This window comes from Alcaligenes sp. SDU_A2 (genome assembly GCF_038237375.1).
Classification (GTDB): domain Bacteria; phylum Pseudomonadota; class Gammaproteobacteria; order Burkholderiales; family Burkholderiaceae_B; genus Alcaligenes.
Window position 1 is genome coordinate 60,144 of sequence record NZ_CP151273.1, and the last position, 23,196, is coordinate 83,339.

At 58.3% G+C, this 23,196-nt stretch carries 21 protein-coding genes and 1 CRISPR repeat array (1 of these 22 cut by a window edge); of the genes, 7 read left to right on the forward strand and 14 right to left on the reverse strand.

Annotated features, from left to right (window positions below; genetic code table 11):
- Positions 1-457: a CRISPR direct-repeat array (repeat unit 29 nt; unit sequence CGGTTCATCCCCGCTTGCGCGGGGAACAC); it begins 243 nt to the left of the window's first position.
- Positions 458-606: 149 nt separating this feature from the next.
- The 10 genes from AADW57_RS00290 to rmuC form a co-directional block, all read right to left on the reverse strand.
- A complete protein-coding gene (locus tag AADW57_RS00290; protein WP_341668066.1) occupies positions 607-789 on the reverse strand; it encodes a helix-turn-helix domain-containing transcriptional regulator in 183 nt (60 codons plus the stop codon).
- A 43-nt stretch (positions 790-832) separates the two neighbouring features.
- The gene (gene cas2e, locus AADW57_RS00295) at positions 833-1,132 is read right to left on the reverse strand and encodes a type I-E CRISPR-associated endoribonuclease Cas2e (RefSeq protein ID WP_341668067.1); all 300 of its coding nucleotides are present in this window, start codon (positions 1,130-1,132) and stop codon (positions 833-835) included.
- A 10-nt stretch (positions 1,133-1,142) separates the two neighbouring features.
- Positions 1,143-2,063: a type I-E CRISPR-associated endonuclease Cas1e gene (gene cas1e / locus AADW57_RS00300; RefSeq protein ID WP_341668068.1), complete on the reverse strand. Its 921-nt coding sequence runs from the start codon at positions 2,061-2,063 to the stop codon at positions 1,143-1,145.
- Positions 2,063-2,710 (reverse strand): type I-E CRISPR-associated protein Cas6/Cse3/CasE, encoded by a 648-nt coding sequence (gene cas6e, locus AADW57_RS00305; RefSeq protein WP_341668069.1) that lies wholly within the window; start codon positions 2,708-2,710, stop codon positions 2,063-2,065. The genes cas1e and cas6e overlap by 1 nt, the downstream gene beginning before the upstream one ends.
- Positions 2,711-3,448 carry a type I-E CRISPR-associated protein Cas5/CasD gene (gene cas5e / locus AADW57_RS00310; protein WP_341668070.1) on the reverse strand — a complete coding sequence of 246 codons (738 nt, stop codon included), beginning with the start codon at positions 3,446-3,448 and terminating at the stop codon, positions 2,711-2,713.
- Between the two features lie 10 nt (positions 3,449-3,458).
- On the reverse strand, positions 3,459-4,493 hold the full coding sequence (cas7e, locus tag AADW57_RS00315) for a type I-E CRISPR-associated protein Cas7/Cse4/CasC (protein WP_341668071.1): 1,035 nt from the start codon (positions 4,491-4,493) through the stop codon (positions 3,459-3,461).
- Positions 4,494-4,531: 38 nt separating this feature from the next.
- Positions 4,532-5,104, reverse strand: a complete 573-nt coding sequence (casB, locus tag AADW57_RS00320; RefSeq protein WP_341668072.1) for a type I-E CRISPR-associated protein Cse2/CasB — start codon at positions 5,102-5,104, stop codon at positions 4,532-4,534.
- A complete protein-coding gene (gene casA, locus AADW57_RS00325) occupies positions 5,097-6,701 on the reverse strand; it encodes a type I-E CRISPR-associated protein Cse1/CasA (RefSeq protein WP_341668073.1) in 1,605 nt (534 codons plus the stop codon). Before casA ends, casB begins: the two co-directional genes overlap by 8 nt.
- A gap of 248 nt (positions 6,702-6,949) precedes the next feature.
- On the reverse strand, positions 6,950-9,718 hold the full coding sequence (cas3, locus tag AADW57_RS00330) for a CRISPR-associated helicase Cas3' (RefSeq protein ID WP_341668074.1): 2,769 nt from the start codon (positions 9,716-9,718) through the stop codon (positions 6,950-6,952).
- 177 nt (positions 9,719-9,895) lie between these two features.
- Entirely contained in the window at positions 9,896-11,266 is a 1,371-nt protein-coding gene (gene rmuC, locus AADW57_RS00335; protein ID WP_341668075.1) for a DNA recombination protein RmuC, read from the reverse strand.
- A gap of 182 nt (positions 11,267-11,448) precedes the next feature.
- Here rmuC and AADW57_RS00340 point away from each other — a divergent pair, with 182 nt between their 5' ends.
- Positions 11,449-12,429: a Bug family tripartite tricarboxylate transporter substrate binding protein gene (locus AADW57_RS00340; RefSeq protein WP_341668076.1), complete on the forward strand. Its 981-nt coding sequence runs from the start codon at positions 11,449-11,451 to the stop codon at positions 12,427-12,429.
- A gap of 288 nt (positions 12,430-12,717) precedes the next feature.
- Positions 12,718-13,728: an acyltransferase gene (locus AADW57_RS00345; RefSeq protein ID WP_341668077.1), complete on the forward strand. Its 1,011-nt coding sequence runs from the start codon at positions 12,718-12,720 to the stop codon at positions 13,726-13,728.
- 57 nt (positions 13,729-13,785) lie between these two features.
- On the opposite strand, the gene AADW57_RS00350 is transcribed toward AADW57_RS00345, so the two are convergent.
- The gene (locus AADW57_RS00350) at positions 13,786-15,033 is read right to left on the reverse strand and encodes a D-amino acid dehydrogenase (protein ID WP_341668078.1); all 1,248 of its coding nucleotides are present in this window, start codon (positions 15,031-15,033) and stop codon (positions 13,786-13,788) included.
- A gap of 120 nt (positions 15,034-15,153) precedes the next feature.
- Positions 15,154-16,053, reverse strand: a complete 900-nt coding sequence (locus tag AADW57_RS00355; RefSeq protein WP_445819158.1) for a LysR family transcriptional regulator — start codon at positions 16,051-16,053, stop codon at positions 15,154-15,156.
- A 164-nt stretch (positions 16,054-16,217) separates the two neighbouring features.
- Here AADW57_RS00355 and AADW57_RS00360 point away from each other — a divergent pair, with 164 nt between their 5' ends.
- Positions 16,218-16,886, forward strand: a complete 669-nt coding sequence (locus tag AADW57_RS00360; RefSeq protein ID WP_341668080.1) for a GntR family transcriptional regulator — start codon at positions 16,218-16,220, stop codon at positions 16,884-16,886.
- Positions 16,887-16,988: 102 nt separating this feature from the next.
- Positions 16,989-17,336, forward strand: coding sequence for an ankyrin repeat domain-containing protein (locus AADW57_RS00365; protein ID WP_341668081.1), 348 nt, complete (start codon positions 16,989-16,991; stop codon positions 17,334-17,336).
- A gap of 95 nt (positions 17,337-17,431) precedes the next feature.
- On the opposite strand, the gene AADW57_RS00370 is transcribed toward AADW57_RS00365, so the two are convergent.
- The gene (locus tag AADW57_RS00370; RefSeq protein WP_341668082.1) at positions 17,432-18,388 is read right to left on the reverse strand and encodes a Bug family tripartite tricarboxylate transporter substrate binding protein; all 957 of its coding nucleotides are present in this window, start codon (positions 18,386-18,388) and stop codon (positions 17,432-17,434) included.
- Between the two features lie 307 nt (positions 18,389-18,695).
- Between AADW57_RS00370 and AADW57_RS00375 the strand changes: the two genes are divergently transcribed.
- From AADW57_RS00375 to AADW57_RS00385, 3 genes are read left to right on the forward strand one after another with little or no spacing between them, the layout of a single operon-like run.
- A complete protein-coding gene (locus tag AADW57_RS00375) occupies positions 18,696-20,312 on the forward strand; it encodes an ATP-dependent acyl-CoA ligase (protein WP_341668083.1) in 1,617 nt (538 codons plus the stop codon).
- Between the two features lie 13 nt (positions 20,313-20,325).
- Positions 20,326-21,489: a thiolase family protein gene (locus AADW57_RS00380; protein WP_341668084.1), complete on the forward strand. Its 1,164-nt coding sequence runs from the start codon at positions 20,326-20,328 to the stop codon at positions 21,487-21,489.
- Positions 21,486-21,794 (forward strand): zinc ribbon domain-containing protein, encoded by a 309-nt coding sequence (locus AADW57_RS00385; protein ID WP_341668085.1) that lies wholly within the window; start codon positions 21,486-21,488, stop codon positions 21,792-21,794. The genes AADW57_RS00380 and AADW57_RS00385 overlap by 4 nt, the downstream gene beginning before the upstream one ends.
- 78 nt (positions 21,795-21,872) lie before the next feature.
- On the opposite strand, the gene AADW57_RS00390 is transcribed toward AADW57_RS00385, so the two are convergent.
- Complete coding sequence (locus tag AADW57_RS00390) at positions 21,873-23,195, reverse strand: TRAP transporter large permease (RefSeq protein WP_341668086.1); 1,323 nt, start codon at positions 23,193-23,195, stop codon at positions 21,873-21,875.
- Between the last annotated feature and the right edge of the window lies 1 nt (position 23,196).

The following is a 23,196-nucleotide window of genomic DNA, read 5'->3' on the forward strand; positions in this document are numbered from 1 at the left end:
CCGGTTCATCCCCGCTTGCGCGGGGAACACGCGTTCAGATTATGAACAATATTCCTCCAAAACGGTTCATCCCCGCTTGCGCGGGGAACACTTTGTAATGGTCAGCATTAAATCCATATCCTGCGGTTCATCCCCGCTTGCGCGGGGAACACGCACCATAATCCGGCTGGCCAAGGGTTCATCGCGGTTCATCCCCGCTTGCGCGGGGAACACCATATAACCCGCCACCCCAGGCGGACACAGAACGGTTCATCCCCGCTTGCGCGGGGAACACGGCCAGCTCACGTTCACCCCACTGCGTAACCACGGTTCATCCCCGCTTGCGCGGGGAACACTAAGGAGGGAATTTGCGTCCAGTCTACGGAAACGGTTCATCCCCGCTTGCGCGGGGAACACTTCGGTGCGCATACCAATTTCTACGAATAAACCGGTTCATCCCCGCTTGCGCGGGGAACACTCTAAAACTAACTCATTGATTTTTATAATTTAATTATGCCCTTGAGTTTCTACCAAAAAAACAGCCCAAATTACCGGCCTTCAACTCATACTTCCCAAACCTGCATTTGGAACTGTACACATCCCTGTTACCGGCACATATTGCACACTTCAAACTGATTTTTCAAACTGTTGGTTTCTACCCTGGGCACGGGCAATATGTCCTAAAGCCTTGGCAATAAAAGCCCCATCATCCCCCGCATCTTCCATGCATGCTTCGAAATACAAAGTCATGTTTTGCTCTGTCTGAAGGTATTGGGTACTGTCCCACACACTCAAGCTGATGCTGTCCATCTTGGCTCCTTGCCATAACCACACCACGTCCTACCCCCTTTTATCAGACATCGTCCATTCCTTCAGGCTGAAACCGCACCAATCGTAAACCGTCAAAATCGATCGGCATACGGCGATTTGAACCATATGTAATAAAGTCAAAACCGGATTCCGTGCTAGCAGCCCACGCCATGACCACATTCCCATCTTCGGCCAGTTCAACAATCTGATACCAGATCATTTCGCGCACCCGCCGGCTGACATCGCCAACATAAACACCAGCGCGTACTTCCAGCAACCAGACTGCCAAACGTCCCCGCAATCGCGGCGGTACCGCTTCAGTGACCACAACCAGCATGCTCATCAACCCTCTCCTAACTACTACGATGCCCTTGGTCGCCAATAGAAGGTGGCTCTGGAATGGCAGGGGGTTGCGCATCCTCGGGCGGAGCCGGCGGCGCGATTTCACCGGCCGCCAATACATCCTCGATCAACGGGATAAGGCGGCCCAGCAAACGGCTACTTCGAAAGACTTCTCGACAGGCCTGGCGAACTTCCCGATCCGGGTGCCTGGGCTGCTCGGCTGCAATTTTGAATGCCACAGGCACGACTGTTTCAAACTTCACGATATCAGCAATATCGTAGACAAAAGACAAAGGTTTTCCGCTATGCAAAAATCCGATAGCCGGTGCATAGCCGGCTGCCAATACAGCCGCTTCGGTCACCCCATACAAGCATGAGGTAGCCGCGCTAACGCACTGATTGGCAATATCGCCCGCCGCCCAATCCTTAGGATCGTATCGCCGTCCTTGCCAACTAACGCCAAATTTCTTGGCCAACACTTGATAGGTTGCCCGCACCCGCGCACCCTCTACACCTCGTAATTGATCAATACTGCGCCGTTGTGGTGCCGGTTCACCAAAACGCAGCTCGAACATCTTGCGTACTACCTTCAGGCGCAAATCCGAATCCAATGCCAGTTGTGCCTGATACAACAATTTGTCGGAACGAGCGCCGCCAGGCTGTCCAGCCGAATACAACCTAACCCCGGCTTCACCTACCCAAATCAGCAACGTGCCAGTAGTCGCCGCCAATTTAATCGCTGCATGACTAATACGGGTACCTGGCTCCAGCATGATGCACACTACCGAGCCAACCGGTATATGCATACGCTCGCCATTGACTTCGTCAATGACCACGAATGCCCCGTCCCTAACATCAATACGCCCCATACCCACAAAGATCATGGAGTTGCGCTCTTTAATCGGGATAGGGCGTAAAGGAAGGTACGCCATTACACGGGCCGAAGAAGCATCAGGCCGCAGCCCAGGGCCTTGGCTCGCCCATACCCAAGACAATACTGCTGCCAAAAAAGATCAGGATTCTGGATCGTCAACACCCCTTGATAATCGACACTGGAAAAACGAATCGTGCCTTTCTTTTTCCGGCTTTGATGCTGCATATACCCATCCACCGCAGCAGGCATATCCAAAGAGAACCCCCATTCCCGGGCTCGCCTGTCCTGCCCCAGCCAGTCCTGGGCGGCCTGTTCCATCGCAGCTTGGCACTGCTCTGGATTCAAGCCTTGCTGCCTGGACCGCTGTTTGGCATGCATCAGGACATCGTGGCGCTTGTGATCAGAACACACCGTAGGATTGGCCCGCAGACTGAATGCCAACTTCTGACCAACTGCCAGACGTGGCCGAAACGCTTTGCTGCGCACCACAAACGCGGGATGAGCCGCAGGTGCCTGCTCGGACAAGACATAAAACTGCATACCACCGGGGCTCATTTCCTGACGGAAAATAAACGTGCGTGCAGCCTGGTCGGTAAACAACTGCCACAACACCTGATGCTCGGCGTAAGCACCATTTCGGCTCAAAGTCTGTGCGATCAACTGCCCTGCCCCACCCGGGGCCAAGCTGATCTTGGACAAATACATTTATGCCTCCTGCTCATCGAGCTGATAGCACACACGCTGGGAAAATTGCCAGCGTGCCCGATTCAACGGCTCATCCCAAGGTGTCGTACGAACGGCATGCGACACATCGCCGCCCAACCGATCCTGATCACCCTCCCAGCTATACCGGGCCCAGCTATCCTGTTGCAGCCACCAGCCATCCTCTTTAAGAGAACGCGTCAAGGGCGCAAAAGGCTGATTCAACGCGTCTTTCAAATTGACGGCACTGCATAAGGCAGGTGCCAGCGGCAAGGCGGGCGGGCACGATTTCCGACCCAGATACAACTGAAAGACAGGCTGCCGCAATGCCTGCTGCAATTGCTCCAAGGTATAAACAGCGCCTTGGCTCAACCAGACCGCCACGACCCACAAACCGTCACAGCGATAATCCCGCTTGGATAGGATGGTCTCTGGGCTTGGGTCCGACAGTTCCGACTGGCGAGTCAGGTGCACAACCTTGCTGCGCTGCGGCGGTACCTGGGCGGTGTGATAGTCACGCAGCAAGGTGCCCGGTGCGCATTGCTTAATGCCAAAACAAACACTGCTCTGTAACGCGCTCAAGGCCGTTTCATCGTCGCGCCGGATGCCCAGAGCCGCTCCCAGCAAGCCCAGCAAGGCTGAGCGCGACGGCATACTTGCCGTCGGACGCTCCTCGCCCACAGCCGTGGTTCCCCAACTGGCGAGCGGACCATATAGACGAAAAACCAGGTATTGCTGCATGGCCACCTCCTTACGCGCTTGCAAAGTCCAGCACTTCGTTCAGCGAACCTTGTCCCGCTGCGACGTTCAAGGTGCAACGCTGATCGGCGCACGCTCCATAGGCGTGATCAAAACGTTCGACCTGTTGTTCCAGGGCAGCGACCGCATCAAACAGATAGTCCTCACCATGCACAGGTTTAAGAAAAGCGACCGACAAGGATCGTGGCTGCTGAGCGCCTTTTTCAACCAGCACATAGCTGGCATAGGCGCGACTGGCAAAACTGTTTTGCTTGCCGGACGGAGCCACTTTTGTAGCCGCTTCAACCAAGGCCCGGATGGTCTGACGAGTCAGGTCTTGCTTGCCGCCCAGGCTTTCCAACAACTGGCTTTTATTGATGCAGATGTAGCTGTAAAACAAAGCCGCCGCAAAACCCGATTCGCCGATATGGGCCGAACCGGCATCGTCCTTGCCATCGTTCAAATCGTCCACAGCGGTGAAATAATCATCTTCGACCACCACGGAATGCACACTGATGGCATGCGCGACCTGGCAAGCCGCTTCGACGGAATATTCCGGGCTGGACGCCAGCATACGACCGAACAAAGCAATATCGACGGCGCTGTGATCATGTTTAAGCAAGGCCAGTTCTTCTTTGCTGGGTGCGCGCTTTTCTTCTGCCAGCCGTTTGACCAGATCGCGGGCCGCTTTCTGCTCTGCAGGGCTGATATGAGCCAACTGCTCAATTTCCAAAGAGTCTTTTTTTCCTTTGCCAAACACGGCTGCAATTGAAGCGGCCCATTCGCGCGCCTGCTTATCCGCTATGCCCGCATCAACTAACTGTTGATGAATTTCCAGGCCAAAACGCTTGGTACGCGTACCCAAATGGCCTGCCAATGCTTGCTGGAACAGCTCCGAGACACGCCAGTGACGTTTCAAGCTTTGCGAGCTAATACGCAAACGTTCCGTACCGCCCATCAAGGCTGTCTTGGGACGCCCGAGATCATCTCGGTTCAAATTGGCAGGAGGGTAAGAGGTCAACAGATGCAGCTGAATAAATTCACTCACGTCATTACCTTTTTCAAAAAAATCATCTTCCGATTTGCTTATTTCTTGGCGGCTGCAGCAGCCCGGAAATAATCCGTAGCCCACCGCACCACGACCCGCTGGTCTGTTCGGCCTGGACGCAGACGGCGCTTTTCATCAAACCATTTCACAATGTCTGCGGCGACCGCTTCCACAGGCAGGGTATGCCCAAGCTGCTGTGCCAGCCGACGCAGCTGACGCAATAAATCGTTAGGGCTGCGAACGTGCAGCAACTTATAAAAACGCTGTTCGCTAACCAGTGGTTTGCCCGAGGATTTATCCTTGTCGACCTTTCCGGCCGCCCCCCCGACCGAGGAGCCGCCATTAACGGCCACATAGGCCAAAACACCCGCAATGACAGCCAGGCACTCCACATCCAGATCCGCATCCGGTTCCTGAGCATCCGCCACACTGAACCACAAGGCCCTGAACCCTTCGGTCAGCACAATGTCGTCCACCGCGGCGCAACGCTTCAGTTCGGCCCGATATCGTGTCGGCGCTGGTCTGATGCCCTGCTTTTCCAGCTCATCTCGGCTTTGCACCATGCTGCACCACCAGCGCAGCGCCTTTTCCTGTACCGTTTTGCTATTCATGCGCCACGCTCTCCTGCTGTGCCGTTTGTTGAATCTGATACGCTGATTTAAAGGCTTTCACCTCCTTGCCAACCTGTAGCCAGCCCTGCAGATGACGCCGGGCCTGCATACGCTTGCTCATGGAGCGCACATCGCCCAGCTCTGTAAATGCGTACTGATCGAAAATTCTCAAAGCCGTCTCCCGCAAGATGCGCAACCACTGTTCTGCTGGCGCGCTGTTCAGCACCTGTCCGTCGCTATGAACGATGCTCCTGACCACATCAAAAAAATCGGATTCCGTGCTCTGCCAAAAGCTGACATCCACAAAGGACATATCGCCCTTAGCCTCGCCAGGACTTTCGAACCAGGCTGCCTTGATCTTGCTGCGGCAGTGCCATAGCGCCAGGTTGGCCAACTCCTGCAGTTCCTTGATGACGATAAGAATGGATGTTTGCTGCTCGGAGGACACCGCAAACACCGGCATGGAAGCCGCATGCCAGCCACGCGCCTTCATATTGTCCATGTCGTACCCCGACACCCATAGCTGAGGCACAATGCGCCCGCGTTGCTCCAGGCCCCTACGCGCAGAGTCGTACTGCACGACATTTCTGGGACAACGCTGCCCATGCTGATGGCTGCTGATGGTCAGCACATCCCAGATCTTGTAGTTCAGACCGCCGGGCTGCCCCTTTAAAGACAACTCAGGTGAATCCGGCTTTTTAGGGTCCCACCGATAAGGCGTCAAAGGATGATCCCAGTTACCGGCATAATTGATTCCGTAGTTTTGTGTTTTGTAACTACGTACGGACTGGTCGGTGTCGACACCACTGATGGCACATACGGCAGCACGATCCTCCACAATCAGACGAATGCGACGCGGCATGGACCAGTACATCTGCAAGGGATGTACATCGTGCGCATACACTTCAGTACCCGGCTGCTCACTTTGCCGAGTCGGGGCCAGCCACGGAAAAACCATCCCGCTGCGCAGATCCGGCTCGTCGTAGGGCCAAAGATCCTTGTGTATCACGTTGAACCACAACTTTTGCCAGAGTGATGCCTGCGGGTCCTCGGGCAAGACCAGCACCGTCAGCGGCCCGCCCCCGCGCAAACCGACACGATGACCCGCGCCGCCTGCCGGCGCATTCACCTGCAACGTCCACAGCGCCAAGGCAGCCATGCCTGGCGACATGACCGCACCGACACCCCGCTTGATGAAGTGGTCGGTATTTTTCTTGATGGTGTTTTCGCCGGGCGCATCGATTAAAAGACCTGAGACCGGCACAGGCTTATTTGCTTCCAACAAATCAAAATCCTGCATGAAACACGGCCCGGAACCACTTATTTGAAAAGCATGTCCGATTCGTGCCAAACGTTGGGCCAAAGCAGCCTCGGAAGGGACGTCATAAAACCAATCAATCCATTCTTCTTCGTCGTCCGGCTGCATGGCTGTCTGCAAAATGGCAATCAGCAGGACATAGGCGGCACTGGCGAAATCCTCGCGCGGCAAGGCCAGATCCACAATATCGTCACGAACCATCGCCGTCACCGGCAGGACTTGAGTAGAGCCGTCCCGGAGCCGGAACGGCAGCCAGGGGTCGGTCAGTAAATTTTGCATTTCAGGACTCCACGGAATGGATACGTGCTCATCATATTCGATTCAAAAAAAAATTAACAAGCTGAAAGCTAGTCCATTAAACCACAAAAAGAACATGACCATCTCAGACTATCGATGTCCGCACACCAATACCAACAAGCGGCCTTACTCGCCCCCATTGCCAAGCGTTACAAGCGAACCATTTTTGAGTCTGTACAATGCCGCTGTTCTCCCGCTTTTCTGGAGATCTACCGCTGAAGGCTAGCCCTTCACCTCCCGTTCCCCGCTTCGGCGGGGATTTTTTCGTACACACCCAATTCCGCGTCGTAAGCAATGGTGCCATCCTGATCGACGACCCAAGGATGCAGAAACTGCAACTTGCGATGTTGCTGCGTCAAGGCATCCCAATGCGACTGCTCGGCATCTGATAGTGGCGGCAGACGGCTGGCGTACCGTTTCTGGGGCAGCCGCACGGTACTTAGCTCCCAGGCAAAACGATCGTCCTGGACCCACGGCACCAAGCCGTACTCCGAATGGCGCAGCAACACGACATTGGCGACGTCCACATCGCTGTAGCGCGTGCTGATATCCAGCTCGTCCTCGTACCAGTTTTGACGCCCTTGCATGGAATAGCCTTGCTCCCACTTTAGGGCGTTAGAGCGGGCCGACGCGGCCATGCTGCGGTCTTTCCCTTCCACACGCTGCTCTTCCTGGCGCAAGGACTCGGGGATCGCGTCATCCGCCTGCTCCCCATAGACAGCTTCGATCAACTCCCGCGCCTGTTCAGGCAGGCTCCAGCCACCCAGCTCACGCAGCTTGCGCATACCTAGCCACAAGCGCCCCGGCGAACGGTACACGGCCTGCGTGCCGCCAAAGTCCGCTTTTTTCAACCAGTCATGAAGGGGTTCATCCTGCCAGGGCGGCGCATGCACCCACAAAATAGGGGTGCCCCGCGCATCCGCTTGCCCCGGAGCCTGTCGGTTGCCCTGTGTATCGCGCGCATGACGATGTAGACGCCCCGCCCGCTGGATTAAGTCGTCGATCAGGCAAAGATCGCTGATCATGACATCGGCATCCGCATCCAGACTTTCCTGAAAGACCTGGGTGGTAATCAGCACACGCCCGGCGCGTTGCGACGCCCCCGCACTCTTGCCGAAATGCTGCAGCACCTCGGTCTCGATTCGTTGCCGATCCGCCATGACAAAACGACTATGGAATAACTGACACCTGGCCGGATGCCGCACCTGGCCGCGCACAGCCCGATACGCCTCGATCGCTTCGGCTACGGTATTGCGCACCCACACCACGCAGCGCCCCTGCTCCACAGCATCCACCACTACATCAAGGCAAGTGTCCACACTCTGCAAGAATTGAACGTCGACCCGACGCTCAGACCCCGCCCGGGATGCCAAAGTGTGCTCCTGCACACGTTCGCCTCTGAACATATTGACGGAAGTCGCCAAAGGAAATGCCTGGTTGCGCAGTGAATAAGGCTCCGTCTGCATGGCGTTCAGCCAGATATTCACCAAGCGCTGGCGCTGTGCCAGCGGCAAGGTGGCCGTCAACAAAACCGCCGACCCGCCTTGATGCACATGCATGGTCAACAAGCTCTCCAGCAACTCGAACATATAGGCGTCGGCGGCATGGATTTCGTCAAACACCAGCACTTTGCGGCTCAAGCCTAGCAGGCGCAACGATTGATGTTTGCGCGGCAAAGCCGCTAACAAGGCCTGATCAATCGTGCCTACCCCTACCGGAGCCAATAAGGCTTTTTTGCGGGAATCGCCCAGCCACTGATTGCATCGTATGGTGGCCGTGTCATCTGCGCTGGCGTAAGCGCCATCTTCACGCTCCTGCTCATGCACAGCCTGCCGAAAAGCCGGATGCATGTCCCTGGCTCCGTGTGCCAACACGATACTGGGTACCGAACCATCAGGCTGACGCAACATCTGCAAGTAGTAGTCCGCCACGCGGTTAAACATGGCATTGGACGTGGCCATCGTCGGCAAGCCGAAATAAAACCCATCGGCGGCACCCGCCTGTAGCAAACGGTGCGTCAACGCCAGAGCGGCCTCGGTCTTGCCTGCACCCGTTACGTCCTCCAGGATAAATAGCTGCGGTCCGCCATCGACATCAACCGTCTGTGCCCAATCCTGCAACGGAGAGGGCGCAAAACGAAAATGATGCTCTATGGATCGAAAGGCGGACACGGCAGGCACAGCGTCCAATTCTGCCTGTTGCAGCGCCTTTTCCGCCTTGCCCAGGGCCTGCTCCCAGTATTGCGGCAAGGAAAGCGCACTGGATTGATACGGGAAAAATTCGCGATTAGACCCCAGCCAATCGGCCAGCACCACGATTCCGGCTAAGGGCCAGCTTAGTTGCCGGGCGCGATCCTTCAGGCTCTTGTCGGTTAATACAGACGCTGACAAGGTAGTCGGCAAGATATGGTCGATCTGCGCGATATCGTTCAGAAACGCTCGGGCAGCAGAAATGTCGTGCGCGTGCGTGTATTTTTTTTCCAGTATTTCAATGTTCATGGTGTCCACGGGACGGCCGTGATGACCCAAGGAACATTCCATTAAAATACTTAAGAAATTTGTCGCCTTATTTTTTTCACGCGGCGTTAACTCGTCCCAATCCCAACACCAACTCAGAAAATCCTCTTTCAGATAATTCCAGAAACATAAACCGAGTCTGTCATGATGCGCGGTTTGTGCATCGTATGGATATGGGGACTGGCCGGACCACAAGCGCGGATCCGCACGGCTATTAAGACCTTGAAATGCCGAGGCAAACTTGCCCAGATCATGCAGCATGACAAGGATGACAATCAGGCGAAGAAAATCCTCCTGATCCAGCCCCAGGAAATCGGCCATGTCCCGCGTCATGGTCCGCCGGTTCCGCAGGAAACAATAGGCAACGGCGGCGACATCCAAACAGTGATACGCAAGCGGATGAAACTCCACTTCCCTGGAATCGCCCGTTTTTCGGTCCAGCTTTCCCCAATAAAGGTGATAGAGTTTTTTTTCTTCCGACACGCCACGCCTTGAGAGAAAACTTTACAAGGCACATCATATCGAAAAAATAATTCCGAATTAACAATCTGGAATTATTCGGCCATATCCCGCTAAATCAAGCGTCCTATTCTGTCGCCTAATGCACCGCAACCTATTCAGGCGAATTAATCCCCACCCAGCATTAGGCTCGGACAACACCTATCCTGCACCTTGCTCTTTGCCCTGATCACTGGCCGGTTCGGCGGGCAAGACCCAATCCAGGCGTTCGTGCTCGATGTCTGCATGCCAAGCCTCGATGGAGGGCTGGCTGCGGTTGGCGCGCGCGGACAGTTCGGCAAAACGGCTGACCTTGCCGTATAGCCCTTGCTGGCCCGCCAACGCAGTGACCGTGCTGTTGTAGTGCTTGCCCGCCTGACCCAGGGTTTCGCCCAGCTTCTTCAGACGCTCGGCCAGCAAGGACACCTGGTTGTAGATCTCGCCGGCGCGCTGGCTCAGTTCGTGGGCCTGCTCGTTGCTGCGCACCATCATCCAGACATTGGCCACCGTGCGCAAAATGGGCAGCAAGGTCGTGTGCGACACCATCAATACATTCTTGGACAAGCCGTAGTCGAACAGCCCGTGTTGCTGCTGCAAGGCTTGCATGTAGGCCGCCTCCACCGGCACATACATAAATACGAAACCCGGACTGCCCAGGCCCGGCAAGGCGCTATAGTCTTTGCCGGACAGATCGTCGATATGTTTGCGCAAAGCCTGAACGTGGGCGTTCAGGCTTTGCTGGCGCTCGGTTTCGGATTCGGCCCGCACGGCCCGATCGTAATCCACCAACGACACCTTGCAATCGAGCACCAGATGTTTGTTCTGGGGCAGGTGAATCACAAAATCCGGATAGCGCAGGCGGCCCTGCTCGTCGCGCGCCTGCCACTGCGTGTCGAAATGCACGCCACGCACCAGGCCAGCCGCTTCCAGCGTTCTTTCCAACTGGGTTTCGCCCCAGTTACCCGTGGTTTTCTTGTCGCCCTTCAGGGCGACGGCCAAAGAGTGCGCCTCGGCGCTCATGCGCAGACCCATTTCCTGCATGCGCTGCAATTGTGCGTCCAATGCGGCCTGACCCTTAATGGACTCGTCATGCACCTGATTGACCCGCAACTGAAAACCCGCCAGTTGCTCCCGGAACGGGCGCAGCATTTCATCCAGAGTACGCTGGCTGTCCTGGCGCAAGGTCTGCCCTTTGGCTTCCAGCACTTGCTGCGCCAGCGACTCGAACTGCAAACGCATCTGCTCGCGACTGCTCTCCAGATCCGCCTGAATGGCCTGATTACGTGTTTGCTGCGCCTGCAGGTCTGCATCGCGCCGGATCAGTTCTTTTTCCAGATCCTGCCAGCGATCACGCGCGTGGTCGAGCTGTTCGCGGGCCAATGCCAGTTCCTGCTCCAGCCGTCCTCGCTCCTGGTCCAGGATGCTCAACGCCGGTGCCACCGAACGCCCCCTCATCCAGGCACCGATAACAACGCCCACCACCAAGGCCAGCACAATGCCGGCCAGCCATAATCCACTGGTTTCAATACCCATCCACCCTGCTCCCGCCATAGCGCCTGATTCCATCATACGCAACCCTGCCCGATTGCTCGGTTTATAAACATATTATTTAAACGTATAAGATCATATGGTTATATGACACTGCATCATGATAAATTAATTACGTAAAACGTCGCCGCGCCCTGCAGGCGGCACGCTTTTTCTGCGGACTTACCATGCCATTTTCCTTGCGCGCCCTGCTGGGCTCTTTGGCCCTGGGCCTCTCCATGAATGCTGTCGCCGCCACTGACTGGCCCCCGGCAGGCAAAGCCGTACAGATCGTTGTGCCCGCTCCCGCAGGCGGGGGCACGGGCGATTCGATTGCCCGCATGATCGCCGAAGGGCTGTCCAAGGAACTGGGCGGCAATTTCGTCATCGACAATCATGGTGGTGCCAACGGTAATATCGGTGCCGGCATTGCGGCAGCCGCCAAGCCCGACGGCAGCAAACTGCTGTTTTCCTGGGCCGGCACGCTGGCCGTCAGCCCCGCTCTGTATACCAAACTGCAATTCGATCCCCAAAAAAGTTTCGACATGATAGGTCTGGTGGCCGAAGTCCCCAATATCCTGGTGGTTAGCCCCACGCTGCCCGTGGACTCGGTCAAGTCCTTTGCCGAATACGTCAAAAAGCACCCCGGCCAAGTAAATTTTGGCTCTACCGGCAATGGCAGCTCCATGCACCTGGCCGGCGAACTGTTCATGGCCCAGACCGGCACCAATATGCTGCACATTCCGTACAGCGCGCCCGGCCAGGCCACCACCAACCTGATCACCGGCGAGATCCAGGCCATGTTCCAGCTGATTCCAGGCATCGTCGGCCAGGTCAAAGCCGGTCAAGTCAAAGCCTTGGCGGTCACCTCCGCCAAGCGCGCCGCCACCTTGCCAGACGTACCGACCACGGCAGAACAAGGCTACCCGGAACTGCTGTCGTCCACCTGGTTTGCCCTGTTGGCACCTAAAGGTACCGCACCCGAAATCATTGAACGTGCCAATCAGGCCCTGAACAAGGTGCTGGCCCAGCCGGAGATCAAGGAAAAACTGGCCAATCTGGGGGCCACCACGCTGGGCGGCACACCAGCCCAAGCCGATGCCCTGCTGAACAGCGAACTGAAAAAATGGTCGAAAATCGTTAAAGATGCCGGCATATCGGTGCAATAAACCGTGCCTGCATCCAGCAACCGGCCTTCGCGAAGGCCGGTTTTTTTATGCCTGGCAACACGTGCGCCGCCACAGATGCCACGGCCCATGCCGCCTGACGGCGCTACCCTGGCAAAAGGGCCAACGGCACGAGCCAAGCACCGAATACAACAAGCTATACGGCACTCTTGCCCTCGACGTCAGGACACATCCCGTTAAACCTGAATGCCAATTCGCACGATTGCGGGACAAACGTGTAACGCTAGGTCGTTACGATGATCTGATCCTGATACACGCAGGCACAGGCCCATGAACTGGATCAACAATACCCGTATCGTTGCTATTTTTGCCGTCGTCTGGCTGCACATCGCCGCCTATGCCGTACTGAATGCCGAACTGGGCAGCGCCGACTGGTGGAGCGGCAATGTATACGATGCCGCAACCCGCTGGTGCGTGCCGGTCTTTGTCATGGTCAGCGGCGCTCTGTTGCTGGAGCCGCGCCCCGCTGAAAGCATGAGCCGCTTTTACCGCAAACGCGCCGCCCGCATTTTGCTGCCGCTGCTGTTCTGGACAGCCTTCTATCTGCTGTGGACCGCCTACAAGCAGCACTGGTGGACTCCACAAGCCGAACCCTACCCATACCTGGAACGCCTGCTGCAAGGCAGACCGTATTTCCACCTGTGGTTTCTGTACATGATTGTGTTCCTGTACCTGTTCACGCCTTTTCTGCGGCGTCTGGTACAGGCTTGTCGACTGCGGCATCTGGCGGCCCTGACAGCAGCGGCCTTTGCGCTGGCCGCGCTCAGCACCCTGAGCAGCACCGAGCTGAAAACCAATTCCACGCCGTTTTTTACCTGGTTCCTGTCGTATCTACCCTACTTTTTGCTGGGCTATCTGGTGCGCAAGGCCCCGCTGACCGTACCGCGCCGGATCAGCTTGGCCGTTCTGGCCGCTTCGATTGCCGCCACCGCCTGGGGCTGCTATGCGCTGGCCACACGGCACGACCTGCAGACCGGCGCTTATTTCTACGACTACCTGAGCATTACCGTCATCCCCATGTCCGTAGCACTGATTCTGCTGCTGCGTGATTGGCACCAAGCCCTGATCAGCCCACTGGTCAGCCGTCATCTGTCCGAACTGACGCTGGGGGTCTATCTGATACACCCGTGGCTGATAGACCTGATGTACCGTCATCTGTTCACCGCCTTGGATTTCGATGCACTCTGGTCCATCCCTGCGCTGGCAAGCGGAATCTACCTCGCATCACTGGCCATCGCAGCGTTGTTCCGGGCTACGCCAGGACTGCGGGCCGCCGTCTAGCGGCGGCTGTCGTTGCCCCAGACGCAGCGGACCAAGACTCCGGTCAGACTAGACGGACTATGGCCGAAAAGGCGCGTCATCAATAGGCACGGGCTCACCCAGCATTCGGGCAGCCAGCACAGCGGCGCTGCCGCACGCCAAGGTAAAGCCCAAGGCACCATGCCCGGCATTGACCCACAAGCGCCCCGCCAATTGACTCGCGCCCACCACGGGCTTGCCCGAGGGCGTGGCCGGCCGCAGTCCGGCCCAGGTCTGGGCCTGCTCCAGCGGCAAGCCGGGAAACAGCTCGTTGACCTGCTGCTTGAATCCCGCCATCCGGGCAGGCGGTATATCCAGACCGCCAAACCCGATATCCACCATCGCTGCCATGCGCAGCACCTGACCCAATCGCGCATACACGATGCGCCGCTCGTAATCGGTCACGCTGATCGCCGGCACGGACTGCGACAAGCCGTCTAAAGGCAGGCTCAAGCTATAGCCTTTCAAAGGATAGATCAAAGGCTGTCCACCCAATTGGCGCAGCAAGCCAACCGAGCCCATGCCACCGGCCACCACGAACTGATCGGCTGCAATTTCCCCGTGTGACGTGCGCACAGCCCGTATATCGCGCCCTTCGCGCACAAAGCTGTGCACGGCATGATCCAGCAGCAACTGGTAGTCGGCATCTCCCTGCATGCACGTGTGCAAGGACTCGCAAAATAAGCGCGTGTCGCCGGCTTCTTCGCTGGGTGTGTAAATGGCTCCTTTCAGCCGCGTCCCCAAAGCCTGCAAGGACGGCTCCAATTCCAGCACCTGCCCGGCCTCCAGAACTTGCTGGGTGGAACCCAGGTCTGCCTGAAGCTGGGCCTGTTCGCGCGCATGCTCGAACGGGCCTGTGCTGCGAAACACAATCAATTTGCCATTGGACTGATGAGCAAACTCCAAGCCGAAACGGGCCTGCCAGTCGCGCAACACATCGCGGCTCAAGTACGACAAAGTCAACATCTGGGCCGTTGTCCGGCGCACCACATCGCTGCGGCACAACTGCAAAAACCGCATCAGCCAACGCCATTGCTGCGGGTCCAGCGCGGGCCGGAAACGCAGCGGAGAGTCCTTTTTCAACAGCCAACGGGGCAAATCCTTGAACACGCCGGGATCGGCCAGCGGTGCCACATAGCTATAACTAAGCTGCCCGCCATTGGCAAAGCTCGTGCCGCCGGCAATCTCCTTGCCCGCTTCCAGCACCGTCACCCGCACACCTTTTTGCCGCAGCATAAAAGCAGTGCTCATGCCGATGACACCGGCGCCAATAATACAAACGTGCATGCTGAATACCCCCGATAACAGGTTTGTATTCTGCGTGCCAGGCACGGGTCCGGCTAATGAAAAAAACAAGCAAACCATAACCTCTGGTTATGGACTAGCTAACACTGACGCTCGTCGCCGTCACGGCCCGGTCCAATCACCCGGAAAGCAGCACTGCTGCAAGGCCACGCGGATATGATCCAGAACGGCTTGCCGCGCGCCCGAACCTGCGTCGTCCTGCACAGTCAGAACACTGACGGGTACATCCAGCGTCTGCGGCAAGCGGTGCAGACACAAGCCGGGACGGAGCATGGCGCGTGCCGTCACCAGATCGACCAGGGCTTCGCCTGCCCCTTGCAGCACCAGTGCGCACGCGACATAGTGCGTCTGCACCCGCATGACGGGCGCAAAATCGAGAATATGCGCGTCCAGGAGACGTTCGACCATCGCCCCCACGGGGTCCTGCGCATCCAACGCTATAAACGTGCGCTGTGCCATGTCGTCCCACGACCGCAAGGGAGCCGTGCCTTGCGGTACTACATGCACCAGTTGCGTGGCCGCCAGCACCTGGCGTTGCAATCCAGGATGTTCACGCTGATCAAAGGTCAGCACCATATCCAGATCACGGGTTTCCAAGGCCTGCAACAGCTCGCCGCTATGGTGGGTGCGCAGCTCAAAGCTCATGGCCGGATGCGCTTGACGGCAACGGCTGAGCGCCATCGGCAGCAGCTCCAGCCCAAACGCCGGGCTGCTGCCGATGCGCCATAAACCCTGATGGTGAAAACGCAGATTGCGCGCCAGTCGCCCGACATCGCCCAGCTCCTGGTGCAGACGCGCCACATGCGGAGCCAGAATGCCGGCCTCGCGGGTCGGTACCAGGCGTCCACGCACCCGCTCGAACAGCCGGAACCCCAACTGCATTTCGGCGGTAGCCAGCAGCTTGCTGGCAGCCGGTTGAGAAATATGCAGCAAGCGCGCCGCTTCGGTCAGACTGCCGCCCCGACAGATGGCGTCGAAAATTTCCACATGCCGCCACCGCACCGGACGACCCTCCTGTTCTGATGATTCAAAGCAGCGTCAAACGTATTGCGCCGCGACGCCACCGCCCCAACTAGCATAAAACGAATCGTGCCACCGCGCTTCCTTGTTATCCTATAGCCCGTCGTCATCTTCTTTTTTTTCGCGCGTTTGCGCGGCGTGCATTCATGGCTGCTTCTCCCTACAAAAAACGCGAGCCCAATATTCGCGAACAGGTCTACGGCATGCTGCGCCAGGACATCGCCCTGGGCAAGATCGGCTTTGACGTCCGGCTGGTGGACAACGAAATCGCAGCCAGCCTGAATGTCTCACGCATGCCGGTACGCGAAGCCTTGTTGCAGCTCAAAAACGAAGGCATGTTGGACAGCACATCTCGCGGCTTCGTGCTCAAGGTCTACACGCCACAAGACATCGAAGACATTTTCTCGGTACGCCTGCTGCTGGAACCCTCGGCCGCCCGCTCTGCCTGCCAGAACCAAAGCGCCTTGGGGCTGCAGGCCATGGAACATGCCGTGACACGCATCGAAGCCACCCACCGCCAAGGCGATCCCCTGGACAATATCCAGGCCAATTGGTCCTTTCGCAGCGCCTGGATCAATATGGTGCCCAACAAGCAACTGGTCGATACCATGGAACGCCTGCACGACCGCGCCGATCAGGCGCGCATCGCCTGCTTGCAGGATGAGGACTTTCGCCTGGGCACCTTGCAACGTGCCCAAGGTATCTGCCAGGCTTTTCAACAACGCCAGCCCGACCAGGCCGCTGCCCTGATCCAGGACAATCTGCTGATCTGCAGCGCCGCTTATTGCATCAAGCAAGCGCAGTTGCTGGCCTGACGTTATGACCCGACCAAGGATCAAAAAATGCCTGCGCATGCGGCACAGGCATCACGGATTCTTATAATGCACGGCGCAATTGCATTTACTCTGGAGTCATCAATGAAGTTTTTCCCCGCCGCCCTGATCGCCTTGTGTCTGGCCGCTCCTGCCCGGGCCGACACCGCCACACTGGAAGATCTGATCTGGACAGGCAAAACCGACCAGGTGGTTCAGGCCATGCGCCAAGACCCTACTCTGGTCAACGCCAAGCAAGGCGGCTTCACTCCCCTGCATCTGGTCAGCATGAACGGCAATCAGGCGCTGGCCCAGTTCCTGCTGGAAAACGGTGCCGAAGTGAATGCATTGGACTTTGAAGGGTATTCGCCACTGGTGCGAGCCAAGGCCAACGGCAACGAAGCCATTGCCAAGCTGCTGATCGAGCATGGCGGCAAAGAACTGGAGCCCTGACCGCAACGCAGCGGGAGGCATGCCACTAGGGCCTGCCTCCCGCCGCAACACCCTGAAAAAAAGCCGGCAATGCTGGCTTTTTTTCGTTCGACGCATCAGTCCAGCGTGATATCCAAAGACTTGATCATGGGCTCTATCGCCTGAGCGTCGTTTTCGATCAGCTCGGCAAATTCCTTGGGACTGGACGGCTGGATTTCAATACCAAAATCCACAAACTTCTTGACCACGGCAGGCTCTTTCAGCACGGTAGTCAACTGTTCGGTCAAACGCGAGACTTCGTCGGCCGGGGTGCCGGCCTTGGCGGAAAAACCCCACCAGATGGTAAAGGCTACGTTGGGAATACCGCTTTCGGCAATCGTTGGGACATCGGGACGCAGTGGGCTGCGCTGCGTGGTGGCTGCCGCTATCGCGCGCAAACGACCATCTTCCAGAAAACCACGGCTACCGGTCAGCACATCAAAAATAAAATCGATCTGACCGCTGACGGCATCAATCAATGCAGGGCCGGCACCTTTGTAAGGCACGTGTACCAGGCGCGTGCCAGTTTCCTTGCGCAACATCTCGCCCAACAAGTGGGTGCCCGTGCCCATGCCGGGCGAACCATAGGTCAGCTCCTGCTGCTTGCCGGCTGCCACCAGATCCTGCACATTCTTATAGGGGCTGTCCTTGTTCACCAGCAAGAACACCGGGGCCTTGGCCGCCAGGGTCATCGGGATCAGATCGGTCGCCACGTTGTAATTCAGGCGTTTGTACAAATGGCGGTTCAGCGAATACGCACCGCTGTCGGCCAGAAACAGCACCGTACCCATCGCCGCCGGATTGGCATTCTTGACCACATTCATCGCCACCTGGGCACCCGCACCCGGACGGTTCTCCACGATGACCTTCTGGCCAAAGCGCGTGCCCATTTCCTGGGAAATGACACGCGCCAGTTGATCGGCGGCACCACCGGGTGGATACGGTACCACCAGAGTGACGTTCTTTTCCTGCGCATGGGCCTGAGCGCCCAGCATGACGGCGCAGCAGGTTGCAAATTTAAGCCATACCTTCATTGTTCATCCCCGGAACCCGTCTGGGTTCGTTCAATACCATGGACACATCCGCCCGCGCGGACCCATTCACAGAGCAGCCCTGCCCGCACGGCATGCCGTCCTGCCTCCTCCACCCCAAGGCCACTCTTCCCGAATAATGCAGCGGCAATGTCCCCTGCCTTAACGCATTTCCGCTTCGGGTTTATACGGCTGAGGAAATGAATTTAAAAATAATATATTGCAGTATACTGTTTGCACGGTATTAGTGATTCCACCCATATAAATCGGTTTGCCGCCATCTGTGCCGCGCGGCTACCGGGAGACAGACATGCACGCCCATTCCATTCCCGCTTCCCAACTACCGCTGTATGACCTGCCTGCCACCGAGCGCACATTGCCTGCCCTGCTGCAACTGCGCGCCCGGCGCATGGGCGATGCGCCACTGTTCTCGGATCGACACAGCAGCTACACCGGCCAGCAGACCCTGCAAGCGGCGGCGGCCAGCGCCAGCCGCCTGGCGACAGCCGGCATCGTTCGCGGCGACCGGGTAGCCCTACTGTGCACCAACCGGCGCGAATTCCTGGATATCGTGCTGGGCTGCGGCTGGCTGGGCGCGGTCGTCGTCCCCATCAATACCGCTTCGCGCGGCGCGCAGCTACAACATATTCTGAGCAATAGCGGGGCCACCTTGCTGGTCGTTGAAACTGACCTGACGCCCCTGCTGGAACACGTGGATCTGGCCACCACCCAACTGAAACAAGCCTGGCTGGTCCCCGGCGAACTTGCCGCCCAAGCGCTGGACATACCCACGTGCGAATTGCCGCCCCTGGGCGAGTACTGCGAACCAGCCGACATCGGACCGGGCGACACGCTGGCCATTCTGTATACCTCCGGCACCTCGGGCCCATCCAAAGGCGTGCAGTGTCCGCACGCCCAGTTCTACTGGTGGGGCATCTACACGGCCAGCAAGTTGGGGATGCGTCCCGACGATGTGCTCTATACCTGTCTGCCCATGTTCCACACCAATGCCCTGAACACCTTTTTCCAGGCCCTGGTCAGCGACGCCTGCATGATTGCGGACCGCAAGTTCTCGGCCAGCCGCTTCTTTGCCAATCTGCACGAGACCGGTGCCACCATCACCTACCTGCTCGGTGCCATGGTCCCTATCCTGCTGTCCAAACCGGTCACTGCGGCCGAAAAACTGCACAAAACACGTATTGCCCTTGGCCCCGGCGTGCCCGAGCAATTTCACGCCCAATTCCTGGAGCGTTGCGGCATGCTCCTGCTGGACGGTTTCGGATCGACCGAAACCAATTACGTCATGGGGCGCGGCATCGAAGAACAACGCAATGGCTATATGGGCCGCCTGTCCGACGGCTTCGAGGCCCGGGTCGTGGATGAACACGACAATGAGTTGCCCGACGGCCAGGTGGGCGAGCTGCTGCTGCGCGCCAACGAGCCCTATGCCTTCGCATTGGGCTACTACGGCATGCCCGAGAAAACCGTGGAAACCTGGAAGAATCTGTGGTTTCACACCGGCGACCGCGTGGTGCGCGATGCCCAAGGCTACTACCGCTTCGTGGATCGCCTGAAAGACATGATCCGCCGACGCGGCGAAAACATTTCTTCCTTTGAAGTCGAAGAAGCCCTGTCCAGCCACCCGGCCGTGCAGACCGTGGCCGTCTATGCGGCCCAGTCGGAACTGGCCGAGGACGAGGTGATGGCCATGATCGTGCTGCGCCCCGATGCGCAAGTCAGCTGCGAAGAGCTGCTGGGCCATTGCGAGCGCACCTTGCCCTACTTTGCCGTGCCCCGATTCGTCGAATTTGCAGACAGCCTGCCGACCACCGAAAACGGCAAAATCCAGAAATTCGCCTTGCGCGACCGCGGCGTGGGCCCGGCCACGTGGGATCGGGAAAAAGCCGGCTACCAAGTCCGCCGCTGACACGGGAGCCCCCATGAGCCCTGACTTTACCTGGAGCACGGTACGCCTGCTGGGCGCGACCGAAGTCACCTACACGCGCCGCGGCCAGCGCAGCACCTCCGAACTGCTGGCCCTGGCTTTTCGCCAGGCGGTGGACCAAGCCGGCTTGCACGCCAAGGATATCGACGGCCTGGGCGTGGCATCGTTCACCCACACCCCTGACCGCGCTATTGATCTGGCCTGGAAACTGGGACTACAACCACGCTGGATCATGGACGACAGCAATGGCGGGGCCAGCGGTCTGAATATCCTGCAACACGCCATCCGCGCCGTGCAGGCAGGCGATGCGCACGCCATCGCCATCGTGGCCGGCGACCACTTCGAGGCCGAGGACTTTCGCCGCCTGGTGGAAAACTACAACCAGACCACGCGCGACCACCTACGCCCACTGGGCGCGGGCAGCCCGAATCAGGTCTTTGCCATGCTGACCGCCGCCCAGACCCGCACGCTGGGTCTGGAGCGCGCCGACTATGGCGCATTGGTGATGCGCCAGCGTCAGTGGGCCGCCTTGAATCCGCAAGCCGTCTACCGGGCACCCATGAGCCTGGACGACTATCTGAACGCCCCGGATGTGGCCTGGCCATTGGGCAGATTGGACTGCGTGCCGGTGGTGGACGGAGCCAATGCCATCATCGTCACACGTCAGGACCATGCGGCAGCGCAAGGTAAGCCTGGCATTACCGTGCGCGCCCTGCGCAGCCTGCACAATATCGATGACCAGCAAGGCGATGGACTAAGCACCGGCCTGGCCCGTCTGGGCCCCCAGTTATGGCCGGAAAGCGGCCTGAGTCCCGCCGACATGGATGTCGTCAGCATCTACGACGACTATCCGGTCATGGTGTTGGCACAGTTGCAAGACCTGGGTTTTTTCCAACCACAGGATGCAAAACGCTTCATTCACGACCAGATCGCCACTGGCCGTCTGGCGCTCAACACCTCCGGCGGGCAATTATCAGCCGGTCAGGCCGGCGCGGCCTGCAGCCTGCACGGTCTGGTGGAAGTCGTGCGCCAACTCAGTGGTCAGGCGGGCGAGCGCCAAGTGGCGCAGGCACGCTATGGCCTGGTGACCGGTTATGGCATGGTCGAGTACCGTTACGGCATGTGTTCCACCGCCTTGATCCTGGAGGCCCTGTCATGAGTCCTGCTGTTTTCCGCTGCCTGAACTGCGATCATCGCGTCTTTCCCGCCCGCCACCTGTGCCCGCGCTGCCACGGTGCCGAATTCCAGACCGAGCCGTGCCATTTAGGCACGGTGCAAGAACTAACCCACAGTCTGCAAGGCAACGCCGACGGTCAGCCCGATGTGCTGCAACTGGCTACCATTGCCAGCGCCGCCGGTCCCGTGCTGATCGCCCGATTGCATGGCGACGACGTTCAGCGTGGCGATAGCGTACGGCTGGTGATGCGCGATGGCGGGATTCATGCGGAGCCAGCAAAAGCATAAATCCACCTATTCCCGAATAGATGGAACATTGCTTGGCGCAAAACCCCGGACGCCCGAGAATCGAGCGTCCGGGTAGGATCACCCGATCAGGCCGGGCAGACCGATGGCGATCCAGGGGATGAACAACACCAACGCCAGCACGGCAACCTCGATAGCCAGGAAGGGTACTGCGGCGCGGTAAATGTGCGGCAAGCGAATCGAAGGCGGAGCCACGCTTTGCATCACGATCAGCAGCAAGCCGAACGGTGGGGTCAGCAGGCCGATTTCCAGGGCGATCAGAATCATCACGCCGAGCCATACCGTATCCACGCCGGCCGCCAGGGCCAGAGGCATGAAGAACGGCAGCGCAATCATCATCATGGAGATCTGATCCAGCACCATGCCCATGATCAGCAGCACCAGCAACATGCAGATGACCAGCACAAAGGGCGACAGGTTGTAGTCTTTGATCATGCCCAGAAAGCCGGCGCTGGCACCCGAGAAACTGAGCAATTGCGCAAAGGTCGTGGACGCAGCCAGGATGAACAAGATGACCACGGATACCTTGGCTGTTTCGATCAGACTTTTCCACAAAGCCTGCAAGGTCAGCGCCCGGTAGGCGATGGTCGCCAGCACCGAAGCCAGCACGCCGATGGCGGCCGATTCCGAGGGCGAGGCCCAACCGACCAACATAGAGCCGACCACGGCAATGAAGATGCCCAGCAAAGGAACCACATTGAACACAAAGGGCTTCCACAGCGCCCACCCCTTCAGGCGGGTTGCCGGATCGTCGTCGCTCATCGGTGCATCCTGCGGACGCAAGCGGCTGCGCACCACCACGTAGGCCAGAAAGCCGATGGCCATCACCAGACCGGGCAAAATGCCGCCGATCAACAAGCGCTCAATCGAAATGCCGGCCAGACTGCCCAGCATGACCGCCAGGGCAGAAGGCGGAATCAACATGGCAATGCCGCCCACTGCCATGATGGGGCCCATTGCCATTGTGGGGTGGTAGCCGCGACGCAGCATCTCGGGCAACATGACCCCGCCCATCATGGCGGTATTGGCAATGGACGAACCCGACAGCGTGGCAAAGGTCGTGCCGCCCAGAATGCTGACGATAGACAACTTGCCGGGCACGCGCGAGATCATGCGTTCGATGGAGTCAATCGCCTTGAACGCCAGCCCGGTATGGAACAGTACCTCGCCCATCAATACGAACAAAGGAATGGGCGTCAGCGAAAAGCTGCCGATCGATGCAGTCGTATTGCGCGCCCACTGCGCCAACCCGGCCCCTTCGCCCAGAAACAGCCAAGCCCCCAGCAGATTGACCGACAGAAAGGCAAACACCACCGGCGTGCCGATGGCCATCAACAGAAAAAGCGATCCCAGCATCAGGATCAACGCCGTTTGCCATTCCATA